Below are 25,795 nucleotides of genomic sequence, written 5' to 3'. Positions count from 1 at the left end.
CCTGAAAATCACAGCGCGTGATAATCCCGGTTCATATAGATGAGCGCCGGGTGCTTTTCACTGAAACGCACGGCCGCGACCTCGCCGAAGATGACATTATGCGTCGGCATTTCCTTGATGTCTGTCACCCGGCAATCGAAAGCGGCGAGCGCATCGGCAAGCACCGGCGCACCGGTGACCAGCGTCTCGAAACGGGCGCTGGCGAAACGCTCGCCATCGCCAAGCGATGTCCGTCCGGAAAAGGCGTCGGCAACGCCTTGATGATGGGCGCCGAGCGTGTTCAGCACAAAGACGCCGCTGCGGAAAAAGATTTCGTTCTTCGGATTGGTGTTGTTGAGGCAGATCAGCACCGAGGCCGGATTATCCGAGACCGAGCAGGCGGCGGTGATGGTGACACCGCGGCGCAAGCCTTCCATCGCCGTCGTTACGAGCTGCACATGGCCGGCATAGCGGCTCATGGCGTCTCGATAAAGACCGGGATCGATATGCTGCCTGTTCAACACCTGCTTCTCCCGTGCTTTTCTGCATGGATCATCTTGTTATCGCGCCAATATGGCGAGCATCGGTTACCTTTTCTACAATAGGACCGGTGAAAAGCACTGCTTCACGCTTGTTTTTCTTTGACGATCGCGGCCTTGCGGATAAAAGGGCATGGACGATGGCTAGGGGATCTCCGCCTTTCATGATCAACCTGCGTGGCATAGCAGCCTTTCTTGCGCTGCTGGGAGCGGCGGCGCAAGGCCATGCGGCCGGCGTGACGATCGGCGTCGTCGCCCCTCAGAACGGTTCACTCGCTTTGCTCGGTGCCCAGATTGCCAGCGGGGCCGGTTTCGAGATCCAGCAATCCGGAAATACCCTCGTCGCCATCAACGAGACCTGCGAGGACAATAGCGGTGCTGCGGTTGCCGATGCGCTGGTTGCGGCCAAGGCGCAGGTCGCGATCGGCTTTCTCTGCAGCGAGACGCTGGAAGGCGCGCTGCCGAAGCTGAAGGACGCCGGCATTGCCGCAATCACCGTCTCGGTTCGCTCCCGCATCCTGATGGAGGATGCGCTGAAAAACGGCTGGCCGCTCTTCCGCCTGGCGCCCGCCGATGGCACCGAGGCGGCAAAGATCAACGAAGTGATCCTGAAGGACTGGGCCGCCGATCCGATTGCGCTGATCGAGGACGGCACCATACATGGCCGTGAACTGACGGAAGCGGTGCGCAATGCGCTGGAGCAGAACGGCCTGAAGCCGGTCTTTACCGATACCTATCGCCCGGGACAGGAGCAGCAGGTTGCCCTTGTCCGCCGGCTGAAACGCGCCGGCGCCACTAGGGTCTTCATCGGCGGCGACCGCAACGATGTCGCCGTCATCGCCCGTGACGCCAAGGCGGAAAACATCCCGCTCTCCATTCTCGGCGGCGATGCCATGCGCGCCGCCGACCAGCCGCTGCCGCTTGCCCCCGGCGTACGCGCCGTCGCCCTGCCGGAATATGCCCTTCTGCCGGAAGGCACAACGGCGGCCGACGCGCTGCGCGCCAAAGGCATCGAGCCGGAAGGCTATGTCCTGCCGTCGCTCGCCGCGGCACTGATTGCCGGCAAGGCAGGGGAAGCCGCCGCAGCGGCCGGCAAGCCTCTCCAGGACGCACTTCTCGGCACGACGTTCCAGACACCGGTCGGCCCCATCGCCTTCACCGCCGCGCACGAACTTGCGCAAAACGCCTACCGCCTGCTCGAATGGCGGGGCAACGGGTTTTTTCCACCTGCCGCGCCGACGGAGTGAGCGGCCGCCAGTCTTGAAATCGGAGACCGCGCTCAAATGGCGGCCCACAGGGAGTAAAACTTGATGACGCTGCCCATTCGCATTGCCCCTTCGATCCTCGCAGCGGATTTCGCCCGGCTCGGCGAGGAGGTGCGCAACGTCACGGCCGCCGGCGCCGACTGGATCCATCTCGACGTCATGGACGGACATTTCGTGCCGAACATCTCCTTCGGCCCCGATGTCATCAAGTCGCTGCGCTCCTATACCTCGGCCACTTTCGACTGCCACCTGATGATCTCGCCGGTCGACGACTATCTCGAAGCCTTCGCCAAGGCCGGCTGCGACCGCATCACCGTCCATGCCGAAGCCGGGCCGCATCTGCACCGCTCGCTGCAGACCATCCGCAATCTCGGCAAGAAGGTCGGGGTGACGCTCAATCCTGCCACCCCGCTCAGCGCCATCGAAAACGTGCTCGACGATGTCGACCTCATCCTCATCATGTCGGTCAATCCCGGCTTCGGCGGACAGAAATTTATTCCGGCAATGGCAGCCAAGATCGCAGCGGCAAAGTCACTGATCGGTGACCGTCCGATCGAACTCGAGGTCGACGGCGGCGTGACGGTGGAAACGGCGCCGGCAATCGCGCGCGCCGGCGCCAACGTCTTGGTCGCCGGTTCGGCAATTTTCAAGGGCGCGACGGTCGAGGATTATCGCCGGACCGTCACCGATCTGCGTCAGGCAGCCGAAGGGGCACGAGGATGATGAAGCGTCTACTCATCGGCGGCATGCTTGCCGCTGCATTGCCCGGCCTGTCACTGGCTGGCGACATCGCAAATATCCAGCCGATCGGCTTTTCCGCCGATGGCAAGGTGTTCGGATTTCAGGAATTCGGCATCAAGGAGGAAGGCGGCGCCCCCTACTCCAACACCTATTTCGTCGATACCGAAAACGGCCAGTATCTCCAGGGTACGCCCTTCCGCACCGAGATGACCGAGAAGGACGCCAATCTTTCCAAGGCGCGGCGGCAGAACCTGACGGCGGCGCGCAGCCAGATGGACAAGTACGATCTCTTGACCAATCCCGGCCTGATCGCCGCTTTCAATCCGCCGACCGAACTCGGCTCCCCCTCGAAGACCATCCGCTACACCACGCTTGCGACCGATGGCCCGCCGAAATCGCCCTATACGCTGTCGCTCAGCGAGATGCCGGTGGCAACGCCGAAGGATTGCGCCGCCGTCGACAAGCGGGTCCTCGGCTTCAGCCTGCAGATGATCGAGAAACAAGGCGCTCCGAACCGCCAGGCGGCGCGGCAGGCGACGGCGGTTCCGACCGAGCGCGCCTGTTCTGTGGAATACCGGATCGGCGGAGCGGTGGTCTATCAGCCGGAAACGGGAGACCAGGTTCACATCGCCCTGGTCCTGGCTTTCGACGCCGACAGGAACGGACGCTGGATCGCCGTTCCGGTTCGGCCCTGAACCCGGCTCGCCCAAGGATGGATGGCCCGAGCCCGGATCGCCCCGAGACGGATCGCCCGAGGATGGATCGTCTCAGAGCCGCGCGGCCGCCCTACCCCGATCTGATTGCCGGCGCATTGTTCTGGGGCACGCAGATGCTCGCCTCCGCCATGCTAGGCCTTTACCTCCGCAACGGCCTGCAGACGAGCCGGCTTGCAGAAGTCGCGGTGCTCTATTTCGCCGGCGGCCTGTTCGCCTGGCCCTTCGCCCTGCCGGTCGCCCGCTTCTTTGCCTATGACAGGCCGCCGGAAGCGCGTTTTGCCGCCTTCTTCGTGACGCTGACGGCGGCGACGATCGCAATGACCGCCTTTCTCTTCGCCATGGAATACCGGCTCTTCTATTCGCGCTGGCACGCGCCCTTCGGCAGTTTCGTCTGGGCTTTTCAGTTCGTCTTCACCAGCATCAGCGCCGTCTACCAGTTTCTGGTGATCGGCCTGCGCCTTTTCCTGCCGCTCGGCCTCGTCTGCCTTGTCGTCAGCAGCTATCATCTTGCCAAACGCATGCGTTGAGATTGCCGCCCGTCTTTGCTACAGGGGCACTGAAGCAATTCCAGGAGAAGTGCCCCGCGGTTTTCCGTCCGGAATTGCGCAAAAACGAAACGCTTAAACCTCTTGAAGTGAAGGCAGCCGCCCATGATCCCGCGTTACTCCCGGCCCGAAATGGTCGCCATCTGGTCTCCCGAAACCAAGTTCCGCATCTGGTTCGAGATCGAGGCGCATGCCTGCGACGCGCTGGCCGAGCTCGGCGTCATCCCGAAATCGGCGGCAAAGACGATCTGGGAAAAGGGCGGTGCGGCCACCTTCGACGTCGCCCGCATCGACGAGATCGAGGCCGTCACCAAGCATGACGTCATCGCCTTTCTCACCCATCTCGCCGAGATCGTCGGCCCGGATGCACGTTTCGTCCACCAGGGCATGACCTCATCTGATGTGCTCGACACCTGCTTCAACGTCCAGCTGGTGCGCGCCACCGACATCCTGATTGCCGATATCGACCGCCTGCTCGCGGCGCTCAAAACCCGCGCCTTCGAACACAAGGACACCGTCACCATCGGCCGCTCGCACGGCATTCACGCCGAGCCCACCACCTTCGGCGTCAAGCTGGCGCTTGCCTATGCCGAATTCGAGCGCTGCCGCCAGCGCCTCGTCGCTGCCCGCGAGGAAATCGCAACCTGCGCCATCTCGGGCGCCGTCGGCACCTTCGCCAATATCGATCCGCGCGTAGAGGAACACGTCGCCGCGGCGCTTGGCCTGAAGGCCGAGCCGGTCTCGACACAGGTCATCCCGCGCGACCGCCACGCCATGTATTTCGCCACCCTCGGCGTCGTCGCCTCGTCGATCGAGCGCCTGGCGACCGAAATCCGCCACCTGCAGCGCACCGAAGTGCTGGAAGCCGAGGAATATTTCTCCCCCGGCCAGAAGGGCTCCTCGGCCATGCCGCACAAGCGCAACCCGGTGCTGACCGAGAACCTCACCGGCCTTGCCCGCATGGTCCGCTCCTACGCCCTGCCGGCAATGGAAAACGTCGCCCTCTGGCACGAGCGCGACATCTCCCATTCCTCGGTCGAGCGCATGATCGGCCCCGACGCCACCGTCACCCTCGACTTCGCCCTCTCCCGTCTCGCCGGCGTCATCGAAAAGCTGCTGGTCTACCCTGAGAACATGGAGAAAAACCTCAACAAATTCCGCGGCCTCGTCCACTCCCAGCGCGTTCTTCTGGCGCTCACCCAGGCCGGCACCTCCCGCGAAGACGCCTACCGCCTGGTCCAGCGCAACGCCATGAAGGTTTGGGAACAGGGCAAGGACTTTCTGGAAGAGCTGCTTGCGGATGCTGAGGTTCGCGCTGCGTTGTCCGAAGAGGATATTCGGGAGAAGTTCGACCTCGGCTATCACACCAAGCATGTCGATACGATCTTCCGGCGGGTGTTTGGGAACGCGTAAGCGATTAACATCAACGATACGGCGGCGTCCTTGCTGGCGCCGTCCTCGGACTTCTGAAAGACGTGCATTGCAGTGTTAAAGCGACCGCTGCTTTTGTTTCGCCGGCTTCGCTGATGCCCGTCGCTTACGCAGCTCTTCCTTTTTTGGCACCACCGCTTTCAGATCCTCCGATACCCGGCAAGCCTCCGTCTCACCCCTGCCCTTCGCGGCCTTGGCGACCAGTTCGTCGAGGCGCTTCAGTTCTTCCTCGTCGAGGTTTTCGATGCCGATGAAGCGGTTTTCGGCGTGGCTCGTCAGGATGATTTCGTTGAGTTTGGCCTGGATCGCCCTGGTGTCTCGTGTCTGGGCGTTCTGCAGCACGAAGACCATCAGGAAGGTAATGATCGTCGTGCCGGTGTTGATGACCAGCTGCCAGGTTTCCGAATAGTCGAAGACGGGGCCGAGTGCCGCCCAGATGATCACGGCGGTCAGCGCCAGAATGAAGATAACGGGTTTGCCCGCCCATTCCGAGATCTTGGTTGCGAAGCGGGCGAACAGATGCTTCATCGTCACCTCTGAAATCCTCCCCAAAAGCCGGTCACAAATAACGCGGCGGGAGGTCTGAGGTTCCGGGAACCGGGGAAGGTTTGAATTCCGGGGATCGCGAGAATTCGAGATCCCCGGAAACTTTCGACTACGCGGCTTCCCGCGCAATCAGCTTGCGATAAAGATGCCAGGTCGCATGGCCGAGGATCGGAATGACAAGCGCAAGCCCGGCAAAGACCGGGATCGTGCCGATGACGAGCAGTGCAGCGACGATCAGGCCCCAGAGCAGCACCGGCACCGGATTGGCGATCGTCGCGCGGATCGAGGCGACGACGGCGGCCACCGCGCCGACATCGCGATCAAGCAAGAGCGGAAAGGTGATGACGGTCGTCGCCAGCACGACGAGCGCGAAGACGAAGCCGATCAGATTGCCCCAGATGATCAGCTGCATGCCCTCGGGCGTGCCGAAGACCTGGCGGAAGAAATCCGCCATGCTGCGGGGAAATACTTCGCCGAGCAGATTGCTGTAGAGCGTCTGCGCCGTCACCAGCCAGACGACGAAAATGCCACAAAGCATCAAGCCGACTGCGACGATCGACGGCAAGGCTGGCGAATGGCGTACCTCAAGCGCATGCGTCCATGACGTGTCGAGACCGGCCTCGCGCCGGCGGCTGATCTCGTAGAGGCCGATTGCTGCGATCGGGCCGATCAGCACGAAACCTGCCATCAGCGGAAAGACCATCGGCAAAAGATTGGCGCCCGACGTCCACAACGTCAGGAAGACGCCGGCGATCGGGTACATCAGGCACAGGAACACGTAGTGGGACGGTTTCTCCATGAAATCGTCGTAGCCGCTTTTCAGCGCGTCGAAGACGTCGGCGATACTGATGCGATTGACAACGGGCCGTGCGAAGTTTTCGCCTGCACCCGTCATGACATGAAATGCCGCCATGGCTTTCTCCTCCTCAGCCGAGACCTGGTCGGCGGCGGACACGCAATCGGCGGGCAAGCCGACACGAAATCCGCAACCGGCACTGGAGCAATATAGCAAACCAAAACGCCCGTGTCGCTCTCTCCCTTCACGTCCCCTCTTGACATCTTGGCCACGCCTTCTCACATCGGCGGCACTATGAAAGCCTCAGACGCAGATATCCTCATCATCCCCGGCTACACCAACTCAGGCCCTGGCCACTGGCAGAGCCGCTGGGAGACAAAGCTCAGCACGGCGCGGCGCGTCGAACAAGCCGAATGGACAAAGCCGGTCCGCGAGGATTGGATTGCCCGTATCGCCGAGGAGGTGAACGCCTCCACCCGTCCGGTCGTGCTCGTCGCCCATTCGCTCGGCGTGGCCTCGGCAATCCACGCCATCCCGCATTTCCGCAAGCCTGTGGCCGGCGCCTTCTTCGTCGCCCCGCCCGATGTCGCCAATCCCGACATCCGCCCGAAGCACCTGATGACCTTCGGGCCCTATCCGCGCGATCCGCTGCCTTTCCCGTCGATCACCGTGGCGAGCCGCAACGATCCGTTCGGCAGCTACGAACATGCCGATGATATCGCCAGCAGCTGGGGCTCCTTCCTCGTCGATGCCGGCGAGGCTGGACATATCAATGCCGATTCCGGTCACGGTCCCTGGCCCGAGGGCACGATGGTCTTCGCCCAGTTCCTCAGCCGGCTCTCCGCCTGAGCAGGGAAAACCGGCCTTCTCGTTAATTAAGCCAGTGCTTTCTAAGTCTTTCTTAATCGAATGACAGCAGACTGCACCGAGGTGAATTAAGCGAGAATGCCCGTGAAGAAAGCCCATCCACAGGCCGATGATCCCGCAGCGGCCGAGGCAGGCGTCGGCAACGAGGCGAACGACGATTCCGACCTGGCGGAGCGCGAGAGCCGGTGGAACCATGCGCTCGTCGGCTCCGGCCTTGGCGTCTGGGATCACAATTACCGTCTCGACCGGAAATACTATTCTGAGACGTGGAAGACCATGCGCGGCATGGCGCCCGACGAGGAGGCCGCCGGCGATTACGACACCTGGCTGGCCCTCGTCCATCCCGACGATCGCGATTTCGTCGTCCATGCCATCGACAGGCAGAATGCCGGCGATCCGGATTACCAGATCTTCGAATATCGCGAGCGCCACAGGGACGGCCACTGGATGTGGATCGACTGCCGCGGCGCCTGCGTGGAATGGGACGAGAGCGGCGTGCCGACCCGCATCGTCGGCACGGATACCGATATCACCGCCCGCAAGGAAGCCGATGAGACGCTGTCGCGCCTGTCGCGCCGGCTCGATCTGGCGCTGGAGATTTCCCGCATCGGCGTCTTCGAGGCGGATATCGAAAATGACACCGTCGAATGGGACGACCGCCTCATCGCCATTTACGGGCTGAAGGGCGTCTCGCGTCAGATCGCCGGCGACGTCTGGGCGAAAAGCCTGCATCCCGACGACCGCGAGCGCGTGCTGGGCCTGTCCGACCGCAGCGTCGAAAGCGGCAGCGATTTCCAGCAGGAATACCGCATCATCCGCGGCGACGGCGCCGAACGCGTCATCCGCGCCCGCTCGGCCTTCTTCATCGATGGCAACGGTCACCGCAAGCTGATCGGCGCCAATTGGGACGTCACCGAGGAGGTCGCGCTCCGCAACGAGCTTCAGCGCGCCAAGGATCTGGCCGAGGCCCGCAATCGCGAACTCGAAGCCGCCAAGGAGAGCATCGAGCGCCTGGCGCTGCACGATTATCTCACCAGCCTGCCGAACCGCCGCTATCTCGACAAGATGCTGGACGAGCGCTCGGCCGAATGCCGGGCCAAGGGCCTGGGGCTGGCGATCCTGCATATCGATCTCGACCGTTTCAAGCAGATCAATGACACGCTCGGCCACCGGGCCGGCGACGCCATGCTGCAGCATGCCGCAAGCGTGCTCAGAAATTCCGTCCGCGCCGCCGATTTCGTCGCCCGCATCGGCGGCGACGAATTCGTCATCCTCTGCACTGTCGATCCCGCCTCGAAGAAGATCGCCGGCCTTGCCGAACGTATCATTCGCGAGTTGCGCAAACCTGTGCGATATGAGGGGCACGACTGCCGTTTCGGGGCCAGCATCGGCATCGCCGTCGGCAGCGGATCGACGCTCGACGCCAAGCAGACGCTGCTCGATGCCGATATCGCGCTCTATCGCGCCAAGGGCCTCGGTCGCAACCGCTTCGAATTTTTCTCGGCTTCTGCTCGACGCGACGTCATCTCGGCCAAACATCTCGCCGACCAGATCCTGATTGGCCTCGAGCGCAATGAATTCGTGCCCTTCTATCAACTGCAGTTCGATGCCCGCACGCTCGATGTCGTCGGCGTCGAAACACTCGCCCGCTGGCAGCACCCGGTGCATGGGCTGCTGACACCCGACCGTTTCCTCGATATCGCCGAGGATCTCGACGTCGTCTCGACCATCGACGCCCTGATCCTGGAGCGCGCCATCGCCGATCGCCGCGCCTGGATCAAGGACGGGCTGCCGGTCCCGAAGATATCGGTCAATGTTTCCGCCAGGCGGCTTGCCGATCCCGATCTCGGCAAGAAGCTCCGCGCCCTGAAAATCGAGCCCGGCACCTTCGCCTTCGAATTGCTGGAATCGATCTCGCTCGACGATTGCGACGAGGCGGTGGCCGCCAACCTGAAAAAGCTGCGCAAGCTCGGCATCGACATCCAGATCGATGATTTCGGCACCGGCCATGCCTCGATCGTCAGCCTGTTGCGCTTGAGCCCGAAGACGCTGAAGATCGACCGCGAGCTGATCCGTATGCTGCCGCAATCGGCCGAGCAGCGCAAACTCGTCGGCTCGATCATCGATATCGGCCGCTCGCTTGATATCCTCGTCATCGCCGAGGGTGTCGAAACCGCCGATCATATCCGCATTCTCGAAGAGCTCGACTGCGACACGCTGCAGGGCTACGCACTCGCCCGGCCGATGCCGGCCATGCAGATCCCCTCCTTCATCCGAGCCGGAAGCTGGCGCCACGGGCAGATCGCCGCGCGCGCCCTGCAGACACAGCTTCGTCGCACGCTGCGAAGCAGAGCCGCCAAATAAAGACCTGCACAAGCTGCCTGCCATTTCGCCGTCATTTCACCCTACAGGAAAAAGGCGCTAGACTCGTCTTGCGAATTCATTCGATTCTCTTGGCGGTATTCCGTAAAATCCGGAAACCGGGCCAGAAATCCGGAGACGGGGGCCAGAAATCCCGAAACCGGGGAAGGAGCGACAGGCGGATTGTGAAACTTACTCTTTTCCTTTAAGGGGACGCCACGAGATCGATCCACTCGCGCTATCCCAAGAGCGCCAACAATAGAGAATGACCACGATGAACCGTCGCCGCCGTATCTACGAGGGCAAGGCAAAGATTCTGTATGAGGGTCCGGAACCGGGCACTTTGATCCAGTTCTTCAAGGACGATGCCACCGCCTTCAACAAGAAGAAACACGAAGTCATCGACGGCAAGGGCGTCCTCAACAACCGCATTTCCGAATATATCTTCAGCCATCTGAACAAGATCGGCATCCCCACCCACTTCATCCGCCGCCTCAACATGCGCGAGCAGCTGATCAAGGAAGTGGAGATGATTCCGCTGGAGATCGTCGTGCGCAACGTCGCCGCCGGCTCTCTCGCCAAGCGCCTCGGTATCGACGAAGGTGTGGTGCTGCCGCGCTCGATCATCGAATTCTATTACAAATCCGACGCGCTCGACGATCCGATGGTCTCCGAAGAGCACATCACCGCCTTCGGCTGGGCCAACCCCGCCGAGCTCGACGACATCATGGCGCTTGCCATCCGCGTCAACGACTTCATGACCGGCCTCTTCCTCGGCGTCGGCATCCAGCTCGTCGACTTCAAGATCGAATGCGGCCGCCTCTTCGAAGGCGATCTGATGCGCATCATCCTCGCCGACGAGATCTCACCGGACAGCTGCCGGCTCTGGGATATCGAGACCCACGAGAAGATGGACAAGGACCGCTTCCGCCGGGATCTCGGCGGCTTGCTCGAAGCCTATTCCGAAGTCGCGCGCCGTCTCGGCATCATCAATGAAAACGAGCCTGTGCGCGGCACCGGCCCGGTTCTGGTCAAGTAAGGCAGGAAAGACAAAGTGATCAAGGCTCGTGTCACCGTCACGCTGAAAAACGGCGTTCTCGATCCGCAGGGCAAGGCTATCGAAGGTGCGCTCGGCGCCCTCGGCTTCTCGGGCGTCGGCCACATAAGACAGGGAAAGGTCTTCGACCTTGAGCTGGAGAGCACCGACAAGGTCAAGGCCGAGGCCGACCTCAAGGCCATGTGCGAGAAGCTCCTCGCCAACACGGTGATCGAGAACTACGCGATCTCAATCGATTGACGATCACCGACCCGTCGTCCGGCGGACTTTGAGGATTTGGCGTCATGACGCAAGCAAAGCTGGAGACGGAAGTCTCGAAATATATGAGCTATGTTTTGCGTCATGCGCCTGAAGCCGCGAGTCTGACGCTGGATGCCGAGGGCTGGGTGTCGTTCGATGAACTCGAAAAAGCGCTGACGTCGAAATACGACGTTTCCCGCGCCGATATTATCGAGATCATCGAAAACAATCCGAAGAAGCGCTTCACCCTTGCCGACAACAGAATTCGCGCCAATCAGGGTCATAGCGTCGACGTCGATCTCGCATTGAACCCGGTGGAACCGCCTGCCGCTCTTTTTCAAGGCACGTCTTTGGCGAACTGGCAGTCGATCGAGCGCGAAGGCTTGCAGAAGATGCAGCGCCACCACGTTCACCTCTCGGCGGATGTCGAAACCGCGAAAATCGTCGCAACGCGCCGCAAGGGTGAATATGTCATCCTGCGCGTGGATGCGGCCCGCATGTTTTCAGAGGGTCATTCTTTCTTTGTCTCCGACAATGGAGTATGGCTCGCCGAAAGCGTTCCAGTTCAATATCTTTCGCCAGACGCGGGGACCCCATGAAATCAGCCGTCGTTCAACTTCCGGGCCTCAACCGCGACCGCGACATGATCGCCGCCTTGACCAAGATCTCCGGAAAACCGCCGGTGACGATCTGGCAAACGGAAACAGAGATCCCCGATGTCGACCTGATCGTCATACCCGGCGGCTTCTCCTACGGCGATTACCTGCGCTGCGGCGCGATTGCCGCCCGCATGCCGGTCATGCAGGCGATCATCGACAAGGCAGCAAAGGGCGTGAAAGTGCTTGGCGTCTGCAACGGCTTCCAGATCCTCGTCGAGGCCGGCCTGCTGCCCGGCGCGCTGATGCGCAATGCCTCGTTGAAATTCGTCTGCCGCGAGATCAAGCTTGAAGTCGTCAATGCCGAGACGGATTTCACCCGCGCTTATGCGCAGGGCCAGGTTATCCGCAGCCCGGTCGCCCATCACGACGGCAATTATTTCGCCGACGAAGCGACGCTGGCCAAGATCGAAGGCAATGGCCAGATCGTCTTCCGTTATGCCGAGGGCACCAACCCGAACGGCTCGATCAACGACATCGCCGGCGTGATGAACGAAAAGGGCAACGTGCTCGGCATGATGCCGCATCCGGAGAACCTGATCGAAGCCGCCCATGGCGGGTCGGACGGCCGCGGCCTGTTCGCCTCGGCGCTCGACGTCGTCGCTGCCTGAGCTTGGCTGGAGCAAGATCGATGCGCGCTTATGTCACCATCGCCAACGCCGCCCTGCTTGCCGCTCTCGCAGCCATGGTCGCAGCCTGCCAGTCCACGCCGGCGCCGTCAGGTCCGAACCGCGCCGCACTGCCGACGATGGAGCGCGTGGCGCTCGCCGCCAATGCCTGCTGGTTCAAGTCGGGCGATCCGGCCTTTGCTGCCTACAAGCTTGCGCCGGAGCTCAATTCCTTCTCCGGCCGCCCGCGCATCCTGCTCGTCCATAAGGGCAGCCCGGAAAGCCGGCCGCTGCTCGTCGTCCAGGCCGAAGGAAGCCCGGCGCGTCTCCAGGCCTTCGGTCCGGTGATGTCGGAACCGGTCGCCGGCCGCATCGCCGCCGACGTCAATCGCTGGTCGGCAGGCAACAAGGCCTGCAGCTGATCGCTGCGGCCAATCCTCGCGGGATCAGTCCCAGAAGAACGACTTGCTGATTTCGCGCGCGGCATCGGACTGCGACACGCCGATATCCTTGAGTTCGCTCGCCGTCAGGCCTCTCAGCGCCCGGCGGCCTTCCCGCTTCTGATGCCAGAGAAGCACCGCCGCCCAGATCCGCCCCAAGCGAGTCGTCGCCCCTGCAGGCACATCGGGAAGGACGATCTGCCTCCTATCTTCGTAGGAGACAATTGGTACAATCGGCATTTTAATCTCAGGCAAGGCAGACATTCCAGGAATCCTCTCGGTTGTCCGTTGGAATTGACTCTTAATCTTGACAGATACAATGTGACAATATAGGTAATTGTCACCATGACAAATTGGCTTCCTGATCTTTCCCGCGGCTCCGGGCCGGTTTATCTCCGGCTTGCTGACAGCATCGAATCCGCTATATCAACCGGCGCCCTGCCCGCCGGCAGCAAATTGCCGCCGCAACGCAACCTCGCCTATGATATCGGGGTGACAATCGGCACGATCGGCCGTGCTTATGCGCTGGTGCACGAACGTGGCCTGGTCGCCGGCGAGGTCGGGCGCGGCACATATGTGCTCAACCGCTCGGAGACGCCGCCCGGCGAACAGGCCGACCCGTTGACGGTTTCGCTCGGCAGCACCCGCCTCCGGGATGCACCGGCAAACAAGATCCGTTTCGACACCACCGCCGCCCCCGATCTCGGCCAGGGCAAGATCATAGCCGGCATCCTTTCCGAGATCGGCGAGCAGCATCTTGCCGAAATCTCCTCCTATTCCCGGAGTTTTCCGGGCAACTGGTTCGAGGCCGGCCGCCGCTGGCTTGCCCGCAGCGGCTGGACACCGGAAGCCGAAAACATCGTGCCGACGCTCGGCGCCCATGCGGCAGCGGTCGCCGTCATCGCCGCCGTCTCGGCGCCGGGCGACAAGATCGTTTTCGAGGACCTCACCTACACCCAGGTCAGCCGCAGCGCCCGCCTTCTAGGGCGCCGCACGCTGACGGTCGATTCCGATGAACACGGCGTGATTCCGGAGGATTTCGAGCGGCTCTGCCAGCAACAGCATCCGAAGCTCGCCTTCCTCATGCCGACCATCCACAATCCCACCGTGACGATCATGCCCTATGAACGGCGTGCGGCAATTGCTGCAATCGCCAGGAAGCACGGCGTCTGGCTGATCGAGGACGACCTCTACGGCGGCATGGCCGACGACGACACGCCGCTTATCGCCTCGCTTGCGCCCGATCGCACCTTCCTCGTCAGCGGCCTATCGAAATCCGTCGCCGCGGGCGTGCGCGGCGGCTGGGTCGCCTGCCCGCCGCATTTTGCCCAGCGCATCAGGGTAACGCACAGGATGATCACCGGTGGCTTGCCCTTCATCCTGGCGGAAACCTGTGCGCGTCTCGTCGAAAGCGGCACGGCGCACGCGATCCGCAAGCAGAGTGTCGAAGAACTCTCCCGACGCGTCCGGCTTGCCCGCGAGCAATTGCAGGGCTTCGATTTCCAATCGCACCCGCACGCGCCTTTCCTCTGGCTGAAACTGCCGGAGCCATGGATGTCCGGCACGTTCAAGAACGCCGCCTACCGCGATGGCGTCCTGGTCGATGACGAGGATGAGTTCAAGGCAGCGCGCGGCGAGAAAATCTATCACCGCGTTCGCATCGGCTTCTCCTCGCCGAAGTCGGAACAGGAGCTGGCCTCCGGCCTGATGATCCTGCGCCGGCTGCTCGAAAATGGCGGCTCCGCCTATGACGGTGAAATATGACGTGTTGCAGATACACGTCATAATTTAGAAAAACGGCTGCGCCTGTCCGGAGCGCCTGTACCGACTCAACCGCCATGCTACCTCTTTGTTATTCCCGTCTGACGCGAATCAAAGGGCAGCAAATGAGGATCGACTTCGGAAAGATCGCGTTGCGTTGTTTGAGTAAGGCGTCGTTGGCAGTCGTCGCCGGCAGCTTGTTGGCAGGCTCGGCGAATGCCGGCGAGCAGATATTCGATGAACTGCGTTTCGGCCTCTCGACCTCGGTGCAATCCGGCCATTCCAGGGAAGACGGCGTCTTCCCCGAGGTCACCGCTTTTTTCGATCCTTTCGGCTACGAGTCCTCAGTCGGCTGGCAGCAGCAGTTGCTGCATCCCCGCGTCCATCTCGGCACCTCGATCGGCACATCAGGCGAGGCCACCCAATTCTTCACGGGCTTCACCTGGACGGTCGATTTCAACGAAAAGCTTTTTGCCGAAGCCGGCTTCGGCGGGGTCATCCATACCGGCGATCTCGAGGGCAATAGTGATGGCCCGGAACTCGGCTGCCGCGTTCTCTTCCACGAATATGCCGGCGCCGGCTATCGTTTCACTCCGCATTGGAACGTGATGGCCCAGATCGCCCATTCCTCGCATGCCAATCTCTGCGACGGACCGAACGACGGCATGACGCGTGCCGGCCTGCAGATCGGCTACAAGTTCTGAGCGATTGCGGCTTTGAGAAAAGAGTCTGCCCGCCCCGGTGAACTGACCCCCAAGTTGGGTGTCCAACTTTCGGGAGTCAGTTCACTGTGTTGACGGCGGGCTTTTTTCTGTCGCGCATCGCCGCGACATAAGCTAAAGACAGCGCAAAACGCGCCAGGGACTTTCCGCTCATGACCATTCCAAACACCATCGCGATCACGCCGGAACTCATTGCGGGCCATGGCCTGAAGCCGGACGAGTACCAGCGCATTCTGGATCTGATCGGCCGCGAACCGACCTTCACCGAGCTCGGCATCTTCTCGGCCATGTGGAACGAGCACTGCTCCTACAAATCCTCGAAGAAATGGCTGCGCACGCTGCCGACCAAGGGGCCGCGCGTTATCCAGGGCCCGGGCGAAAATGCCGGCGTGGTCGATATCGACGACGGCGACTGTGTCGTCTTCAAGATGGAGAGCCACAACCACCCCTCCTATATCGAGCCGTACCAGGGTGCTGCGACCGGCGTCGGCGGCATCCTGCGCGACGTCTTCACCATGGGCGCGCGCCCGATCGCCGCGATGAACGCCTTGCGCTTCGGCGAGCCGGATCACCCGAAAACCCGCCACCTCGTCTCCGGCGTCGTCTCCGGCGTCGGCGGTTACGGCAATTCCTTCGGCGTGCCGACGGTCGGCGGCGAAGTCGAGTTCGATGCCCGCTACAACGGCAACATCCTCGTCAACGCCTTTGCCGCCGGCATCGCCAAATCCAACGCCATCTTCCTGTCCGAAGCCAAGGGCGTCGGCCTTCCGGTCGTCTATCTCGGCGCCAAGACCGGCCGCGACGGCGTCGGCGGCGCGACGATGGCCTCGGCCGAATTCGACGAATCGATCGAGGAGAAGCGCCCAACCGTTCAGGTCGGCGACCCCTTCACCGAAAAATGCCTGCTCGAAGCCTGCCTCGAACTGATGCAGACCGGCGCCGTCATCGCCATCCAGGACATGGGTGCGGCCGGCCTCACCTGCTCGGCCGTCGAAATGGGCGCCAAGGGCGATCTCGGCATCCTGCTCGAACTCGACAAGGTGCCGGTGCGTGAAGAACAGATGACGGCCTACGAGATGATGCTGTCGGAAAGCCAGGAGCGCATGCTCATGGTGCTGCAGCCGGAAAAGGAAGCGCAAGCCAAGGCGATCTTCGTCAAATGGGGCCTCGACTTCGCCATTGTCGGCAAGACGACCGATGATCTGCGCTTCCGCGTCATGCATCAGGGCGAGGAAGTTGCCAACCTGCCGATCAAGGATCTCGGCGACCAGGCGCCGGAATATGATCGCCCTTGGCGCGAATCCGGCAAACACGCCCCCCTGCCCGCCAATCTCGTCGCAGCCCCTAAGGATTACGGCCAGGCGCTGCTGCAACTCGTCGGCTCCGCCAACCAGTCGAGCCGCCGTTGGGTCTACGAGCAGTATGACACGCTGATCCAGGGCAATTCGCTGCAGCTTCCCGGCGGTGACGCCGGCGTCGTGCGTGTCGATGGCCACCCGAGCAAGGCGCTCGCCTTCTCCTCCGACGTGACGCCGCGTTATGTCGAGGCCGATCCCTTCGAAGGCGGCAAGCAGGCGGTCGCCGAATGCTGGCGCAACATCACCGCCACCGGCGCCGAGCCGCTCGCCGCCACCGACAATCTCAACTTCGGCAATCCCGAAAAGCCCGAAATCATGGGCCAGTTCGTCGAGGCGGTGAAGGGCATCGGCGAGGCCTGCCGCGCCCTCGATTTCCCGATCGTCTCAGGCAACGTCTCGCTCTACAACGAGACCAACGGCGTCGCCATCCTGCCGACCCCGACGATCGCAGGCGTCGGCCTGCTGCCGGATTGGCGCAACATGGCCCGCATCGGCGCCGCCAATAACGGCGACAAGGTGGTCATGATCGGCGTCGACGGCAGCCATCTCGGCCAGTCCGTCTATCTCAGAGACGTGCTCGCCAGCCGCGAAGGTCCGGCCCCCGAGGTGGATCTGTTTGCCGAGCGCCGCAACGGCGATTTCGTCCGTTCCGTCATCCGCAACGGCCAGGCGACCGCCTGCCACGACATTTCCTCGGGCGGCCTTGCCGTAGCACTCGCGGAAATGGCGATGGCCTCGGACAAGGGCCTGACGATCGAGCTCGGCGAAGGCAAGGGAGCGCCGCATGCGCTGCTCTTCGGCGAAGACCAGGCCCGCTACATCTTGACGATCCCGGCCGATGTCGCCGATTTCGTCTGCGCCAATGCCGAAGGTGCAGGCGTTCCTTTCCGTCGTCTCGGCACGGTCGGAGGCACGGCGCTTGTCGTCGGCGATCTCATCTCGCTGCCGATTCAGCAATTGCGCGATGCCCATGAATCGTGGTTCCCTGATTTCATGGAAGGCCGCGGCGAACTGGCTGCGGAATGATGCGCAAGGAGTAACGATCATGGCCATGAAACCCGGCGATATCGAAGACATGATCAAGGCTGGGATTCCCGGTGCCAAGGTGACGATCCGCGATCTGGCGGGCGACGGCGACCACTACGCCGCCGAAGTCGTCGCCGAAGCCTTCCGCGGCAAGAGCCGCGTGCAGCAGCACCAGATGGTCTACGAGGCGCTGAAGGGCAATATGGGCGGCGTGTTGCATGCGCTGGCGCTGCAGACCTCCGCGCCGGAATAAAAGGCCTCGTCCTGGACAACGACGCCTGCCGCTTGGGCCTAGCCCCTAACCTAATGTGGCATCGAAGTAGATATGCCGAATCCCGTGCGGTAGGACGTTTCGCGTGGTTGCTGGAAAAATCTGCATGAAGCACTCTGCGCACTCACCTGTCGCGGAATGCTTGTTTTCGCGACGTCGCAAAATCCAATCGTAAAACTGCCGCCTTAATTGGGAGTTTTGCTACGTCTGTCTTGAATATCACCGGCTAAATAGCTCTCCAGCCCATCCAGCAGCGCTCTCCAGCCGTGTTCCCGCCCTTCAGCCCCGTCGCTCGGCGGGATGATGCACAACTGTTCCACATAAGTCAGCTTCGTCCCGCCGCCATGTTCGGAGAACAGTACGGTCGCCAGCGACACCGTATGGATACGACCATTGAGGGCCATCGAATAGGCAAACACGATCCTCTTGGGCTCCTTGATCTCGAAATAGTGCGTCTGGTTGGTGTGGGTTCCCATGTCCGTGACGAAGTTGCTGCGCTCGGCTCCTCCCTCGCGAAAGTCGAATTCCGCCAGCCCTTCACCGAACCATTCTTTCTTCTTTTCGGGAATCGCCCACGCCGCCCAGACGTGATCCACGCAATTGGAAAAAACGCGCTCGATGGTAATCGATCTGTGCTCTTGTTCCGTTTTTGTCACTTTACTGCTCCTGATCTAGGAAGTTGCCAAGCCGGTCGAAACGTTCCTCGAGCCGGGCGCGGTGTTGCCGGACCCAATGCTCCACCCGCTTCAGCGTGTCTGAAACGAGGCTAACCGTTCTGACCCGCCCGGATTTGCTTGACGAGATGATGCCTGCATTTTCGAGTACGCGGAGATGCTTCAGGAACGAGGGGCCTGCCATATCGAACGGCCGCGATAGATCGGTCACCGAGGCAGGTCCATCCAAGAGCCTTTCGACGACTGCAAGTCGGGTTGGGTCGGACAAAGCCCCGAAAATCTTCGGGAAGCTCACTTCATAGGTATCCATACGGCTATCTTTACGGGAAGCAGATGGATCGGTCAACATAGATATCCATACGGCTACCTTTTTTGACTGGCACGCTTTGAGCAAGGAATATGAAGCTTGTTCGCACTTTGTTTGTCGCAAGATTTCTAACTTCCACGACAAACCGCCGACACGGCTGGGGCCCTCAGCCGGGCATTCTCTTCGCGTCAGGGCTAGCAAAGACCGAGGCCGGCATCGGACCCGATGTCATCAGCGTAAAGTCGAAAGGCGCCTGCAGATCGGGCCCCAGCACATATTGCCGGTGGACGCGGAGCTGGTCCTTGCGGATCCTGCGATAGCGCTCGCGCGTCAGCATCTGCTTGACGCGGATCAGGATCATCTTTGCTGGCGGTGCATCGGCATGGCCGGAAACGGCGACGATCGGCACCTTGTAGAAATTGATCGAATCCGTCAGGCACTGCACGTCGAGCCAGGAAATCTCCGGACAGCGGGCGATCAGCCCGACGCGGGCGCGAAGCCGCGCCGCCGATGACAGCAGCGCGCATTGCAGAATGGCGCTGCCGAGGGTGGCAAACACCACACGCTTGCCCGCAAAAATCTCCGGCTCCCTTTCCAGCAATATGCCGATGACATGGGCGGCCACATTCGATCCCATGCTGTGCGAGGAGATCACATACTCGTCTGCTTCTTCGTTGAGGGCCTCGCGCACGGCAGTTGCCCGGTCTTCCAGCCAGCCGTTGAAATCGGCCCGATCCATCCGGCCGAGCGCCACCGCCATTTTCCAATCAGCAAAGAGATGCAGCGTGTGGAAGCGTTCGGAAAACGGCAGGAAGGCGAAGATGAAGAAGCAGAGCCCCAGCGGCCCGCTCCAGAGCATGTGCCAGGGAGAAAAGCCGAGACTATAGGGCATGACGGCAATCTGCGCCGTCAGCGCGATCGCCAGTGCCGTCAGCAGGAACGGAAAGAGAAAGAACAGGCCGAAGCGCCAGGCATGACGGAAATATCCCCGCATACCGCCTTCGAGCATGATCTGAGCGCAGCTGCGAAAGCCTGCAATGATCTGGCTCAAAGTGTTGCCGCTGCGCAATTTGCGCACGAACATATCGTGATCGATCATGTGGATCCGGCTCTTCGTCAGCCAACCGCGCGAACCGGTTTCTCCGGGCGCCGCATCCCCGGCTGCCCCGGGCGCCGCATCCCCGGCTGCCCCGGGCGCCGCATCGCCGCCGCCCGTGGTGACCTCGAAACTGAGCGGATCGCTTCCTGCCGCAGGTCCGATCGCAACCGAATAGCCCCAGACAGCAGCGCTCTGCCTGGCAGAACGCTCGTAGCGCGCCCTGTGGGCGGCGCCATCGAGCGGCTCGAAGCCGGGAAAATGCAGGACGACCCGCTTCTCGATCAGTTTCATTCCACCTTCCGGCCCCGGCGAATGGCCGGCATGTTGCTGCGGTCTGGCTGCTCTGCCGCTAACACCCGCAAAAAAGCAGCTTTGGTCTCGAAGCCGCCTTGCTAACCGAACTCATCCGGAATTCAATAGCAGGCATGTCGTTTCCACCACGAACGGAGGGGTTTTGTGGCCGATCTTGTCAAAGAATTGATATCGGGCGTCGTCGACAGCGTGCTGAAGGAAATCCTGAAGAAAACCACCGGCCGCGCCACGACGAAGCGCAAGAAACGTAAAACGCGCAGCGCATCGACGACGGCCGTAGCGCGCAAGCCAGCCTCGGCCGCCCGCAAGACCGCGGCGGCGGCACGCAAGCCCGCCCGCAAACAGGTCAGCAAGCGCCGCACCGCCGCCGGCCGCAGCCGCCAACGCCGCAGCTAGCAGTTGGTGCCTTGGCCGGCGCCGATCTTGCAGATTTCCATATCCCGCGCCGGCTCGATGCCGCGGCAACAAAAGCCGGCGCCTGCCAATACCGATGTCAAACGGATTGTCACGATGGAGTGCGGCACATCTGCCTCCACAAGGTCTTTGGGGGCCCGGACCGATGAAACGCATTCTAAAAATCGTCCTCGCGTCGCTGGTCGCGATCTGTCTTATCGCCGTTGTCGGCATTTACGCCTTGTCGGAGATGCGCCTTTCCAGGACCTATGACGTCGCGGCCGCCGATTTTGCCGTCAAGACGACGCTGCCCGCTGAGGAAGCCAAACGCCGCGCCCGCACGCTGATGTGCGGCGGCTGTCATCACGATGCCGGCAACATCCTGCTCGACGAGCCGGGCGTCGGCCGCATCGTCGCACCGAACCTGACCCGCCTGGTGCCCATGTACAGCGATGCAGAGCTGGTGCGTCTCATCCGCCACGGCGTCAAGAAGGACGGCACCGGCGTCTTCATCATGCCGGCTGGCAATTTCGCCAATATCACCGATGACGATATGGCAGCACTCGTCGTCTGGCTGCGCAGCCTGAAGCAGCTTCCCGACGCCGTGGCGGGAGGAACCCACTGGGGACCGCTCGGCCGAGTGGGCCTGGCGCTCGACAAGATCCCCTTTGAGGCCGACCTGGTGCCCGCCGTTGTCACCCCCGCCGCCACACGCCCGGCCGATATCGGTGAATATGCCTTCAAGACCGATTGCAGCCACTGCCACAATCTCGATACGGCAAAGCAATCCGAAGCCTTTCTCGCCCCGGCGCTGAAGCCCTTGGCGCAATCCTATTCGGCCGCCGATTTCAAGACGCTGCTGCGAACCGGCAAGGGTGTCGGAGGCCGCGATCTCGGCGTGATGACGCAGGTTTCGCAATGGGATTTCCGCTATTTCACCGATATTGAAATCGAACAGATTCAGGCTTACCTCACCCGCCAACCGTAACGCGACGGCAACAATCCGGAGTGGTCTGACCAGATTGGTCTTTTTTTGGTTTGGGCGGGTGGAATTCCTGCCGCCACATGCTATCTAAAGACAACGATTGAAACGGCGGGCCTTTAACCCGCCTGTTGAAAGGATCAGGTTCTATGAGCGGCATTCACGAATTCATCGACAACGAAATCAAGAGCAACGACGTCGTCCTCTTCATGAAGGGCACGCCGCAGTTTCCGCAGTGCGGTTTCTCCGGGCAGGTCGTGCAGATTCTCGATTACATCGGCGTCGATTACAAGGGCGTCAACGTGCTCGCCGATTCGGAGATCCGCCAAGGGATCAAGGAATATTCCAACTGGCCGACGATCCCGCAGCTTTACATCAAGGGTGAGTTCGTCGGCGGCTGTGATATCGTCCGGGAAATGTTCCAGGCCGGTGAGTTGCAGCAGCATCTCCAGGAAAACGGCATCACCGTGCGCGGCGCCGCCTGACCGGTCACCGGACGTCCGCCCGGTTTCCAAATCTGTAATCTTGAGTCCGAGGCGCTGCGGCTAGCAGCGCCTTAGCCTGTTTATGGGAATTTCATTGTGACAGATTCATCACAAGCCGTGTCCGCGGGCCGCCTGCCCATGGGCAAGCGAGAATTTATCGCGCTCGCCGCCTTCCTGATGGCCGTCAACTCCCTGGCGATCGATATCATGCTGCCGGCCTTGCAGCAGATCGGCGCGAGCCTCGGTGTCGAGAGTGAAAATCATCGCCAGTTCGTTGTCTCAACCTATCTGCTCGGCTTCGGCTGTGCCCAATTGTTCTACGGGCCGCTGTCTGACCGTTTCGGCCGCCGCACGCCGCTGTTGATCGGTCTCGTCGTCTACATTCTCTCCGCCATCAGTATCGTCTTCGTCCCCTCCTTCGCAGGCTTGCTCGCCCTGCGCTTCGTCCAGGGCGTCGGTTCGGCGGCAACCCGCGTCATCACCGTCTCCATTGTCCGCGATATCTATGGCGGCCGGCAGATGGCCGAAGTCATGTCGCTGATCATGATGGTCTTCATGATCGTGCCGGTGATTGCACCCGGCACCGGCCAGATCGTCATGTTCTTCGGCAACTGGCACCTGATCTTCCTCTTCATCGCCGCCATGGCGACAGCAATTGCCGTCTGGGCCTATCTCCGCCTGCCGGAAACCCTGCATCCCGCCAATGTCCGCCCCTTCACCGCCCGCTCGATCTTCGGCGCCTTCAAGCTGGTGCTGACCAATCGCATCGCGCTCTGCTACACCATCGCCAGCACCTTCATCTTCGGCGCGCTGTTCGGCTTCATCAATTCGGCCCAGCAGGTCTATGTCGGCATTTACGATCTCGGCGTCTATTTCCCCTTCGCCTTTGCCGGCGTGGCTATCTTCATGTCGCTGTCGTCCTTCTTCAACTCGCGCTTCGTCGGCAAGCTCGGCATGCGCCGACTGTCGCACGGCTCGCTCATCGGCTTCATCACCATCAACACCATCTGGCTGATCGTTCAGATGGCGAGTTCCGAGCCAATGCCGTTTGCTCTGTTCATCTCCTTCTTCGGCCTGGCCATGTTCCAGTTCGGCTGGATCGGCTCGAACTTCAATTCGCTCGCCATGGAGCCACTCGGTCACGTCGCCGGCACCGCTTCCTCGGTCCTCGGCTTCATGAGCACGGTCGGCGGCGCCCTCATCGGCGCCGGCATCGGCCAGGCCTTCGACGGCACCGCGCTGCCGATGGTCGCCGGTTATTTCATCGTGTCGATTATCGGGCTCGTCTTCGTGCTGATCGCCGAGAAGGGCCGCCTCTTCCAACAGCAGAACCCCGCCGTCTGAACGGCCGGCCAGCTCCGCATCCGGGATTTCACCACATGACGCCGCCGCATAAACCGCACCAGGAAAACCAGGGCTCCCGCCGCATCGGCATGGGTTTCGGCGAGTTCGTCGTCACCATCGCCATCATGACCGCCAGCATCGCCATGGCCATCGACAGCATGCTGCCGGCATTGCCCAATATCGGCCATTCCCTTGGCGTCACCAACACCAACGACGCGCAGCTTATTATCGGCGTGTTCTTCTTGGGCTTCGGCGTCTCGCAGATATTCTTCGGCAGCCTTTCGGATACGTTCGGGCGGCGCAACATCCTGCTCGGCGGCATGGCCTGCTACGTGGTTGGAATGTTTGCCGCCGCCGCGACCGGCAGTTTCGAAATGCTGCTCCTCATGCGCTTCGTCCAGGGTGTCGGCGGTGCCGCCGTGCGCATCACCACCATGGCCATCGTCCGCGACTGCTTCGGCGGCCGCGAAATGGCCCGTGTCATGTCCTACGTCATGATCGTCTTCATGATCGTGCCGATCGTCGCCCCTTCCATCGGCCAGCTCATCATCCTCTATGCCAACTGGCACTGGATCTTCATCCTGCTCGGCATCACCGCCACCATTCTGTTCGTCTGGGCATTTCTGCGCCTGAAGGAATCCCTGCCGCCGGAAGAGCGGCTGCCGCTGTCGGTCGGTTCCGTCGTCGACGGCTTCAAGACCGTGCTCACCAACCGCATCACCTGCGGCTACATGGTCGGCCTCACCATGTTCACCGGCGTCATCAGCGCCTATGTGATCTCGGTGCAGCAGGTTTTCGGCGAGGTCTACGGCCTCGGCGACTGGCTGCCGATCGCCTTTGCGGCGACCGCCGGCGGCATCGCAGTCGCCAATTTCGCCAACGGGTTCTTCGTGCGCAAATTCGGCATGCGCCGCATCTCGCACGCCGCCCTGCTGATCTTTACGGCGCTGTCGACCGCTGGCTTCTTCACTTCGCTGGCCGCCAAGCCGGATTTCGCCATCGCCTATGGCATCTTCACCATCGTGCTGATGATGTTTGCCGTCATCGCCACCAATTTTACCGCCATCAGCCTGGAGCCGATGGGTAATCTTGCCGGCACGGCGACCGCCGTCACCGGCTTCGTCTCAACAACATTCGGAGCCATTCTCGGCGGCCTGGTCGGCCAGATGTTCAACGGCACGGTCCAGCCTCTCTTCGGCGGCTTCGCGCTCTTCGGCCTAGTGACGATCGCCGCCACGCTCTGGGCGGAGAACGGCAAGCTCTTTACACACCCCGGCGACAGCCCGCAGTTGGATCCGGGTGCGGCCCATTTCTGAAGCAAGCCCTTGGAGGACCGGGTTTTGGATACAGGACGTGACCTTTTCCCTCCGGGACCGCAGGGCGAGATCTTTCGCCCCGAACGGGATATTGGCACTGGCGTCTTAGTGCTCGCCGGCTCCAGCGGCCGAGTGGATTCGGATCGCGCCAAGTTGTTTGCAAGCCAAGGGGCAACGGCCATCGCGCTTCGCTGGTTCGGCAGCGAAGGCCAGGTGCCGGGCATCTGCGAAGTGCCGCTGGAAACTTTTTTTAGTGCCGTAGACTATATAGTGGAGCTCGGCTGCAAACGTATTGTCCTCGTGGGAACATCGAAAGGCGCCGAAGCTGCGCTGCTCACAGCGGTTTACGACCCGCGCGTTAGCGCCGTTGTCGCGATGAGCCCTTCTTCAGTCGTATGGGGAAATATCGGTCCGGGTCTTGACGGGATCAGTTGGCCGGAACGCTCGTCGTGGACGTTGCAAGGCGCGCCGCTTCCCTTCGTACCCACGGATCCTGCATGGGTGCGGGAGTACAGAGATGGGCTTGTTGCCTACAGGAGCCTGTTCGAACGATGCCTTGATGTGCACGAGTCGGAGGTCGAAGCAGCCTCGATTCCTTTGGAGAGAACACGCGCCGACATTCTGCTCATAGCAGGATCCGACGACGCGCTTTGGCCATCGAACAGATTCGCGGCGTCTATCGTTCGCCGACGTGCGGCTGCAGCCTTGCCCACGCAGCTTTTCTTGAGAGAGGACGCGGGCCACCGCATTCTGCTGCCGGGCGAAACGACGTCACGGTCATCGCTGCATGCTCACGGTGGAAGTGATGACGCCGACGCCGAATTGGGGCGACGGGCGTGGGAACACATTGTCACTATGCTCTAGCTGTGGAGCCTCAACAGGTTGTCCTCGATCAGGCCGAGTCTGCTGATAGGCGGTTTGGATTGTAGGCTGCCATGCGGCCGATGCCAATTGTAAC

At 61.7% G+C, this 25,795-nt stretch carries 29 protein-coding genes; 22 read left to right on the top strand and 7 right to left on the bottom strand.

Annotated elements, in window-relative coordinates:
• Positions 1–8: 8 nt before the first annotated feature.
• Entirely contained in the window at positions 9–503 is a 495-nt protein-coding gene (locus AF337_RS30425; protein ID WP_049735076.1) for a flavin reductase, read from the bottom strand.
• A gap of 179 nt (positions 504–682) precedes the next feature.
• Between AF337_RS30425 and AF337_RS30420 the strand changes: the two genes are divergently transcribed.
• The 5 genes from AF337_RS30420 (at position 683) to purB (ending at position 5,198) form a co-directional block, all read left to right on the top strand.
• Positions 683–1,765, top strand: a complete 1,083-nt coding sequence (locus AF337_RS30420; RefSeq protein WP_049735075.1) for an ABC transporter substrate-binding protein — start codon at positions 683–685, stop codon at positions 1,763–1,765.
• A 63-nt stretch (positions 1,766–1,828) separates the two neighbouring features.
• Positions 1,829–2,506, top strand: coding sequence for a ribulose-phosphate 3-epimerase (gene rpe / locus AF337_RS30415; RefSeq protein WP_049735074.1), 678 nt, complete (start codon positions 1,829–1,831; stop codon positions 2,504–2,506).
• Complete coding sequence (locus tag AF337_RS30410; protein WP_049735073.1) at positions 2,503–3,219, top strand: DUF2259 domain-containing protein; 717 nt, start codon at positions 2,503–2,505, stop codon at positions 3,217–3,219. The genes rpe and AF337_RS30410 overlap by 4 nt, the downstream gene beginning before the upstream one ends.
• A 62-nt stretch (positions 3,220–3,281) precedes the next feature.
• Entirely contained in the window at positions 3,282–3,767 is a 486-nt protein-coding gene (locus AF337_RS30405) for a hypothetical protein (RefSeq protein WP_190238025.1), read from the top strand.
• 123 nt (positions 3,768–3,890) lie between these two features.
• A complete protein-coding gene (gene purB, locus AF337_RS30400; RefSeq protein WP_049735071.1) occupies positions 3,891–5,198 on the top strand; it encodes an adenylosuccinate lyase in 1,308 nt (435 codons plus the stop codon).
• Positions 5,199–5,273: 75 nt separating this feature from the next.
• Here the strand turns inward: purB and AF337_RS30395 are convergent, their stop codons facing one another.
• Both AF337_RS30395 and AF337_RS30390 read right to left on the bottom strand, forming a co-directional pair.
• Complete coding sequence (locus AF337_RS30395) at positions 5,274–5,744, bottom strand: low affinity iron permease family protein (RefSeq protein WP_049735070.1); 471 nt, start codon at positions 5,742–5,744, stop codon at positions 5,274–5,276.
• Between the two features lie 127 nt (positions 5,745–5,871).
• On the bottom strand, positions 5,872–6,675 hold the full coding sequence (locus AF337_RS30390) for a DUF2189 domain-containing protein (RefSeq protein WP_049735069.1): 804 nt from the start codon (positions 6,673–6,675) through the stop codon (positions 5,872–5,874).
• 177 nt (positions 6,676–6,852) lie between these two features.
• On the opposite strand from AF337_RS30390, the gene AF337_RS30385 reads away from it, so the two are divergent.
• The 7 genes from AF337_RS30385 to AF337_RS30355 all read left to right on the top strand — a co-directional run bounded on the left by AF337_RS30385 (position 6,853) and on the right by AF337_RS30355 (position 12,769).
• A complete protein-coding gene (locus tag AF337_RS30385; protein WP_049735068.1) occupies positions 6,853–7,407 on the top strand; it encodes an RBBP9/YdeN family alpha/beta hydrolase in 555 nt (184 codons plus the stop codon).
• A gap of 96 nt (positions 7,408–7,503) precedes the next feature.
• Positions 7,504–9,789, top strand: coding sequence for a putative bifunctional diguanylate cyclase/phosphodiesterase (locus tag AF337_RS30380; RefSeq protein ID WP_049735067.1), 2,286 nt, complete (start codon positions 7,504–7,506; stop codon positions 9,787–9,789).
• Between the two features lie 271 nt (positions 9,790–10,060).
• The gene (gene purC / locus AF337_RS30375; protein WP_003568927.1) at positions 10,061–10,825 is read left to right on the top strand and encodes a phosphoribosylaminoimidazolesuccinocarboxamide synthase; all 765 of its coding nucleotides are present in this window, start codon (positions 10,061–10,063) and stop codon (positions 10,823–10,825) included.
• A 15-nt stretch (positions 10,826–10,840) separates the two neighbouring features.
• Positions 10,841–11,083, top strand: coding sequence for a phosphoribosylformylglycinamidine synthase subunit PurS (purS, locus tag AF337_RS30370; protein ID WP_049735066.1), 243 nt, complete (start codon positions 10,841–10,843; stop codon positions 11,081–11,083).
• Positions 11,084–11,127: 44 nt separating this feature from the next.
• Positions 11,128–11,682, top strand: coding sequence for an RNA 2'-phosphotransferase (locus AF337_RS30365; RefSeq protein WP_049735065.1), 555 nt, complete (start codon positions 11,128–11,130; stop codon positions 11,680–11,682).
• Positions 11,679–12,350: a phosphoribosylformylglycinamidine synthase subunit PurQ gene (gene purQ / locus AF337_RS30360; protein ID WP_049735064.1), complete on the top strand. Its 672-nt coding sequence runs from the start codon at positions 11,679–11,681 to the stop codon at positions 12,348–12,350. The genes AF337_RS30365 and purQ overlap by 4 nt, the downstream gene beginning before the upstream one ends.
• 20 nt (positions 12,351–12,370) lie before the next feature.
• Complete coding sequence (locus tag AF337_RS30355; protein ID WP_049735063.1) at positions 12,371–12,769, top strand: hypothetical protein; 399 nt, start codon at positions 12,371–12,373, stop codon at positions 12,767–12,769.
• Positions 12,770–12,793: 24 nt separating this feature from the next.
• Here the strand turns inward: AF337_RS30355 and AF337_RS30350 are convergent, their stop codons facing one another.
• The gene (locus AF337_RS30350) at positions 12,794–13,051 is read right to left on the bottom strand and encodes a DUF1127 domain-containing protein (RefSeq protein ID WP_049735062.1); all 258 of its coding nucleotides are present in this window, start codon (positions 13,049–13,051) and stop codon (positions 12,794–12,796) included.
• Between the two features lie 81 nt (positions 13,052–13,132).
• Between AF337_RS30350 and AF337_RS30345 the strand changes: the two genes are divergently transcribed.
• The 4 genes from AF337_RS30345 to AF337_RS30330 all read left to right on the top strand — a co-directional run bounded on the left by AF337_RS30345 (position 13,133) and on the right by AF337_RS30330 (position 17,907).
• The gene (locus tag AF337_RS30345) at positions 13,133–14,551 is read left to right on the top strand and encodes an aminotransferase-like domain-containing protein (RefSeq protein ID WP_049735061.1); all 1,419 of its coding nucleotides are present in this window, start codon (positions 13,133–13,135) and stop codon (positions 14,549–14,551) included.
• Positions 14,552–14,673: 122 nt separating this feature from the next.
• Positions 14,674–15,252 (top strand): acyloxyacyl hydrolase, encoded by a 579-nt coding sequence (locus AF337_RS30340; protein WP_049735060.1) that lies wholly within the window; start codon positions 14,674–14,676, stop codon positions 15,250–15,252.
• 170 nt (positions 15,253–15,422) lie between these two features.
• A complete protein-coding gene (gene purL, locus AF337_RS30335) occupies positions 15,423–17,654 on the top strand; it encodes a phosphoribosylformylglycinamidine synthase subunit PurL (protein ID WP_049735059.1) in 2,232 nt (743 codons plus the stop codon).
• 19 nt (positions 17,655–17,673) lie between these two features.
• Positions 17,674–17,907 (top strand): BolA/IbaG family iron-sulfur metabolism protein, encoded by a 234-nt coding sequence (locus AF337_RS30330; RefSeq protein WP_003540079.1) that lies wholly within the window; start codon positions 17,674–17,676, stop codon positions 17,905–17,907.
• A gap of 203 nt (positions 17,908–18,110) precedes the next feature.
• Here the strand turns inward: AF337_RS30330 and AF337_RS30325 are convergent, their stop codons facing one another.
• The 3 genes from AF337_RS30325 to AF337_RS30315 form a co-directional block, all read right to left on the bottom strand.
• Positions 18,111–18,581 carry an SRPBCC domain-containing protein gene (locus AF337_RS30325; RefSeq protein ID WP_049735058.1) on the bottom strand — a complete coding sequence of 157 codons (471 nt, stop codon included), beginning with the start codon at positions 18,579–18,581 and terminating at the stop codon, positions 18,111–18,113.
• A 1-nt stretch (position 18,582) separates the two neighbouring features.
• Positions 18,583–18,909 carry an ArsR/SmtB family transcription factor gene (locus AF337_RS30320; protein ID WP_049735113.1) on the bottom strand — a complete coding sequence of 109 codons (327 nt, stop codon included), beginning with the start codon at positions 18,907–18,909 and terminating at the stop codon, positions 18,583–18,585.
• Positions 18,910–19,072: 163 nt separating this feature from the next.
• Entirely contained in the window at positions 19,073–20,296 is a 1,224-nt protein-coding gene (locus tag AF337_RS30315; RefSeq protein ID WP_049735057.1) for a hypothetical protein, read from the bottom strand.
• 165 nt (positions 20,297–20,461) lie between these two features.
• Between AF337_RS30315 and AF337_RS30310 the strand changes: the two genes are divergently transcribed.
• The 6 genes from AF337_RS30310 (at position 20,462) to AF337_RS30285 (ending at position 25,701) form a co-directional block, all read left to right on the top strand.
• The gene (locus AF337_RS30310; protein WP_049735056.1) at positions 20,462–20,713 is read left to right on the top strand and encodes a hypothetical protein; all 252 of its coding nucleotides are present in this window, start codon (positions 20,462–20,464) and stop codon (positions 20,711–20,713) included.
• 163 nt (positions 20,714–20,876) lie between these two features.
• Positions 20,877–21,698 carry a c-type cytochrome gene (locus AF337_RS30305; RefSeq protein WP_049735055.1) on the top strand — a complete coding sequence of 274 codons (822 nt, stop codon included), beginning with the start codon at positions 20,877–20,879 and terminating at the stop codon, positions 21,696–21,698.
• Positions 21,699–21,841: 143 nt separating this feature from the next.
• On the top strand, positions 21,842–22,177 hold the full coding sequence (grxD, locus tag AF337_RS30300; protein WP_003586231.1) for a Grx4 family monothiol glutaredoxin: 336 nt from the start codon (positions 21,842–21,844) through the stop codon (positions 22,175–22,177).
• 138 nt (positions 22,178–22,315) lie between these two features.
• Positions 22,316–23,521 carry a multidrug effflux MFS transporter gene (locus tag AF337_RS30295; RefSeq protein ID WP_049735112.1) on the top strand — a complete coding sequence of 402 codons (1,206 nt, stop codon included), beginning with the start codon at positions 22,316–22,318 and terminating at the stop codon, positions 23,519–23,521.
• A 35-nt stretch (positions 23,522–23,556) separates the two neighbouring features.
• Positions 23,557–24,837 (top strand): multidrug effflux MFS transporter, encoded by a 1,281-nt coding sequence (locus AF337_RS30290; RefSeq protein WP_049735054.1) that lies wholly within the window; start codon positions 23,557–23,559, stop codon positions 24,835–24,837.
• A 24-nt stretch (positions 24,838–24,861) separates the two neighbouring features.
• Complete coding sequence (locus AF337_RS30285; protein WP_049735053.1) at positions 24,862–25,701, top strand: acyl-CoA thioester hydrolase/BAAT C-terminal domain-containing protein; 840 nt, start codon at positions 24,862–24,864, stop codon at positions 25,699–25,701.
• Positions 25,702–25,795 lie beyond the last annotated feature (94 nt).

The organism is Rhizobium ecuadorense, assembly GCF_001187535.1.
GTDB lineage: Bacteria > Pseudomonadota > Alphaproteobacteria > Rhizobiales > Rhizobiaceae > Rhizobium > Rhizobium ecuadorense.
This window is presented reverse-complemented; position numbering and strand designations above follow the sequence as displayed.

Excerpts from the sequence above, each read along its gene's own strand:
- purC (WP_003568927.1), top strand. The coding sequence starts at position 10,061 with ATGAACCGTCGCCGCCGTATCTACGAGGGCAAGGCAAAGATTCTGTAT.
- AF337_RS30405 (WP_190238025.1), top strand. The coding sequence starts at position 3,282 with ATGGATCGTCTCAGAGCCGCGCGGCCGCCCTACCCCGATCTGATTGCC.
- grxD (WP_003586231.1), top strand. The coding sequence starts at position 21,842 with ATGAGCGGCATTCACGAATTCATCGACAACGAAATCAAGAGCAACGAC.
- AF337_RS30385 (WP_049735068.1), top strand. The coding sequence starts at position 6,853 with ATGAAAGCCTCAGACGCAGATATCCTCATCATCCCCGGCTACACCAAC.
- AF337_RS30295 (WP_049735112.1), top strand. The coding sequence starts at position 22,316 with ATGGGCAAGCGAGAATTTATCGCGCTCGCCGCCTTCCTGATGGCCGTC.
- AF337_RS30390 (WP_049735069.1), bottom strand. The coding sequence starts at position 6,675 with ATGGCGGCATTTCATGTCATGACGGGTGCAGGCGAAAACTTCGCACGG.
- rpe (WP_049735074.1), top strand. The coding sequence starts at position 1,829 with ATGACGCTGCCCATTCGCATTGCCCCTTCGATCCTCGCAGCGGATTTC.
- AF337_RS30350 (WP_049735062.1), bottom strand. The coding sequence starts at position 13,051 with ATGTCTGCCTTGCCTGAGATTAAAATGCCGATTGTACCAATTGTCTCC.
- AF337_RS30315 (WP_049735057.1), bottom strand. The coding sequence starts at position 20,296 with ATGAAACTGATCGAGAAGCGGGTCGTCCTGCATTTTCCCGGCTTCGAG.
- AF337_RS30380 (WP_049735067.1), top strand. The coding sequence starts at position 7,504 with ATGCCCGTGAAGAAAGCCCATCCACAGGCCGATGATCCCGCAGCGGCC.
- AF337_RS30420 (WP_049735075.1), top strand. The coding sequence starts at position 683 with ATGATCAACCTGCGTGGCATAGCAGCCTTTCTTGCGCTGCTGGGAGCG.
- AF337_RS30330 (WP_003540079.1), top strand. The coding sequence starts at position 17,674 with ATGGCCATGAAACCCGGCGATATCGAAGACATGATCAAGGCTGGGATT.
- AF337_RS30395 (WP_049735070.1), bottom strand. The coding sequence starts at position 5,744 with ATGAAGCATCTGTTCGCCCGCTTCGCAACCAAGATCTCGGAATGGGCG.
- AF337_RS30320 (WP_049735113.1), bottom strand. The coding sequence starts at position 18,909 with ATGGATACCTATGAAGTGAGCTTCCCGAAGATTTTCGGGGCTTTGTCC.
- AF337_RS30365 (WP_049735065.1), top strand. The coding sequence starts at position 11,128 with ATGACGCAAGCAAAGCTGGAGACGGAAGTCTCGAAATATATGAGCTAT.
- purB (WP_049735071.1), top strand. The coding sequence starts at position 3,891 with ATGATCCCGCGTTACTCCCGGCCCGAAATGGTCGCCATCTGGTCTCCC.
- purL (WP_049735059.1), top strand. The coding sequence starts at position 15,423 with ATGACCATTCCAAACACCATCGCGATCACGCCGGAACTCATTGCGGGC.
- AF337_RS30305 (WP_049735055.1), top strand. The coding sequence starts at position 20,877 with ATGAAACGCATTCTAAAAATCGTCCTCGCGTCGCTGGTCGCGATCTGT.
- AF337_RS30355 (WP_049735063.1), top strand. The coding sequence starts at position 12,371 with ATGCGCGCTTATGTCACCATCGCCAACGCCGCCCTGCTTGCCGCTCTC.
- AF337_RS30340 (WP_049735060.1), top strand. The coding sequence starts at position 14,674 with ATGAGGATCGACTTCGGAAAGATCGCGTTGCGTTGTTTGAGTAAGGCG.
- AF337_RS30345 (WP_049735061.1), top strand. The coding sequence starts at position 13,133 with ATGACAAATTGGCTTCCTGATCTTTCCCGCGGCTCCGGGCCGGTTTAT.
- AF337_RS30290 (WP_049735054.1), top strand. The coding sequence starts at position 23,557 with ATGACGCCGCCGCATAAACCGCACCAGGAAAACCAGGGCTCCCGCCGC.
- purQ (WP_049735064.1), top strand. The coding sequence starts at position 11,679 with ATGAAATCAGCCGTCGTTCAACTTCCGGGCCTCAACCGCGACCGCGAC.
- AF337_RS30410 (WP_049735073.1), top strand. The coding sequence starts at position 2,503 with ATGATGAAGCGTCTACTCATCGGCGGCATGCTTGCCGCTGCATTGCCC.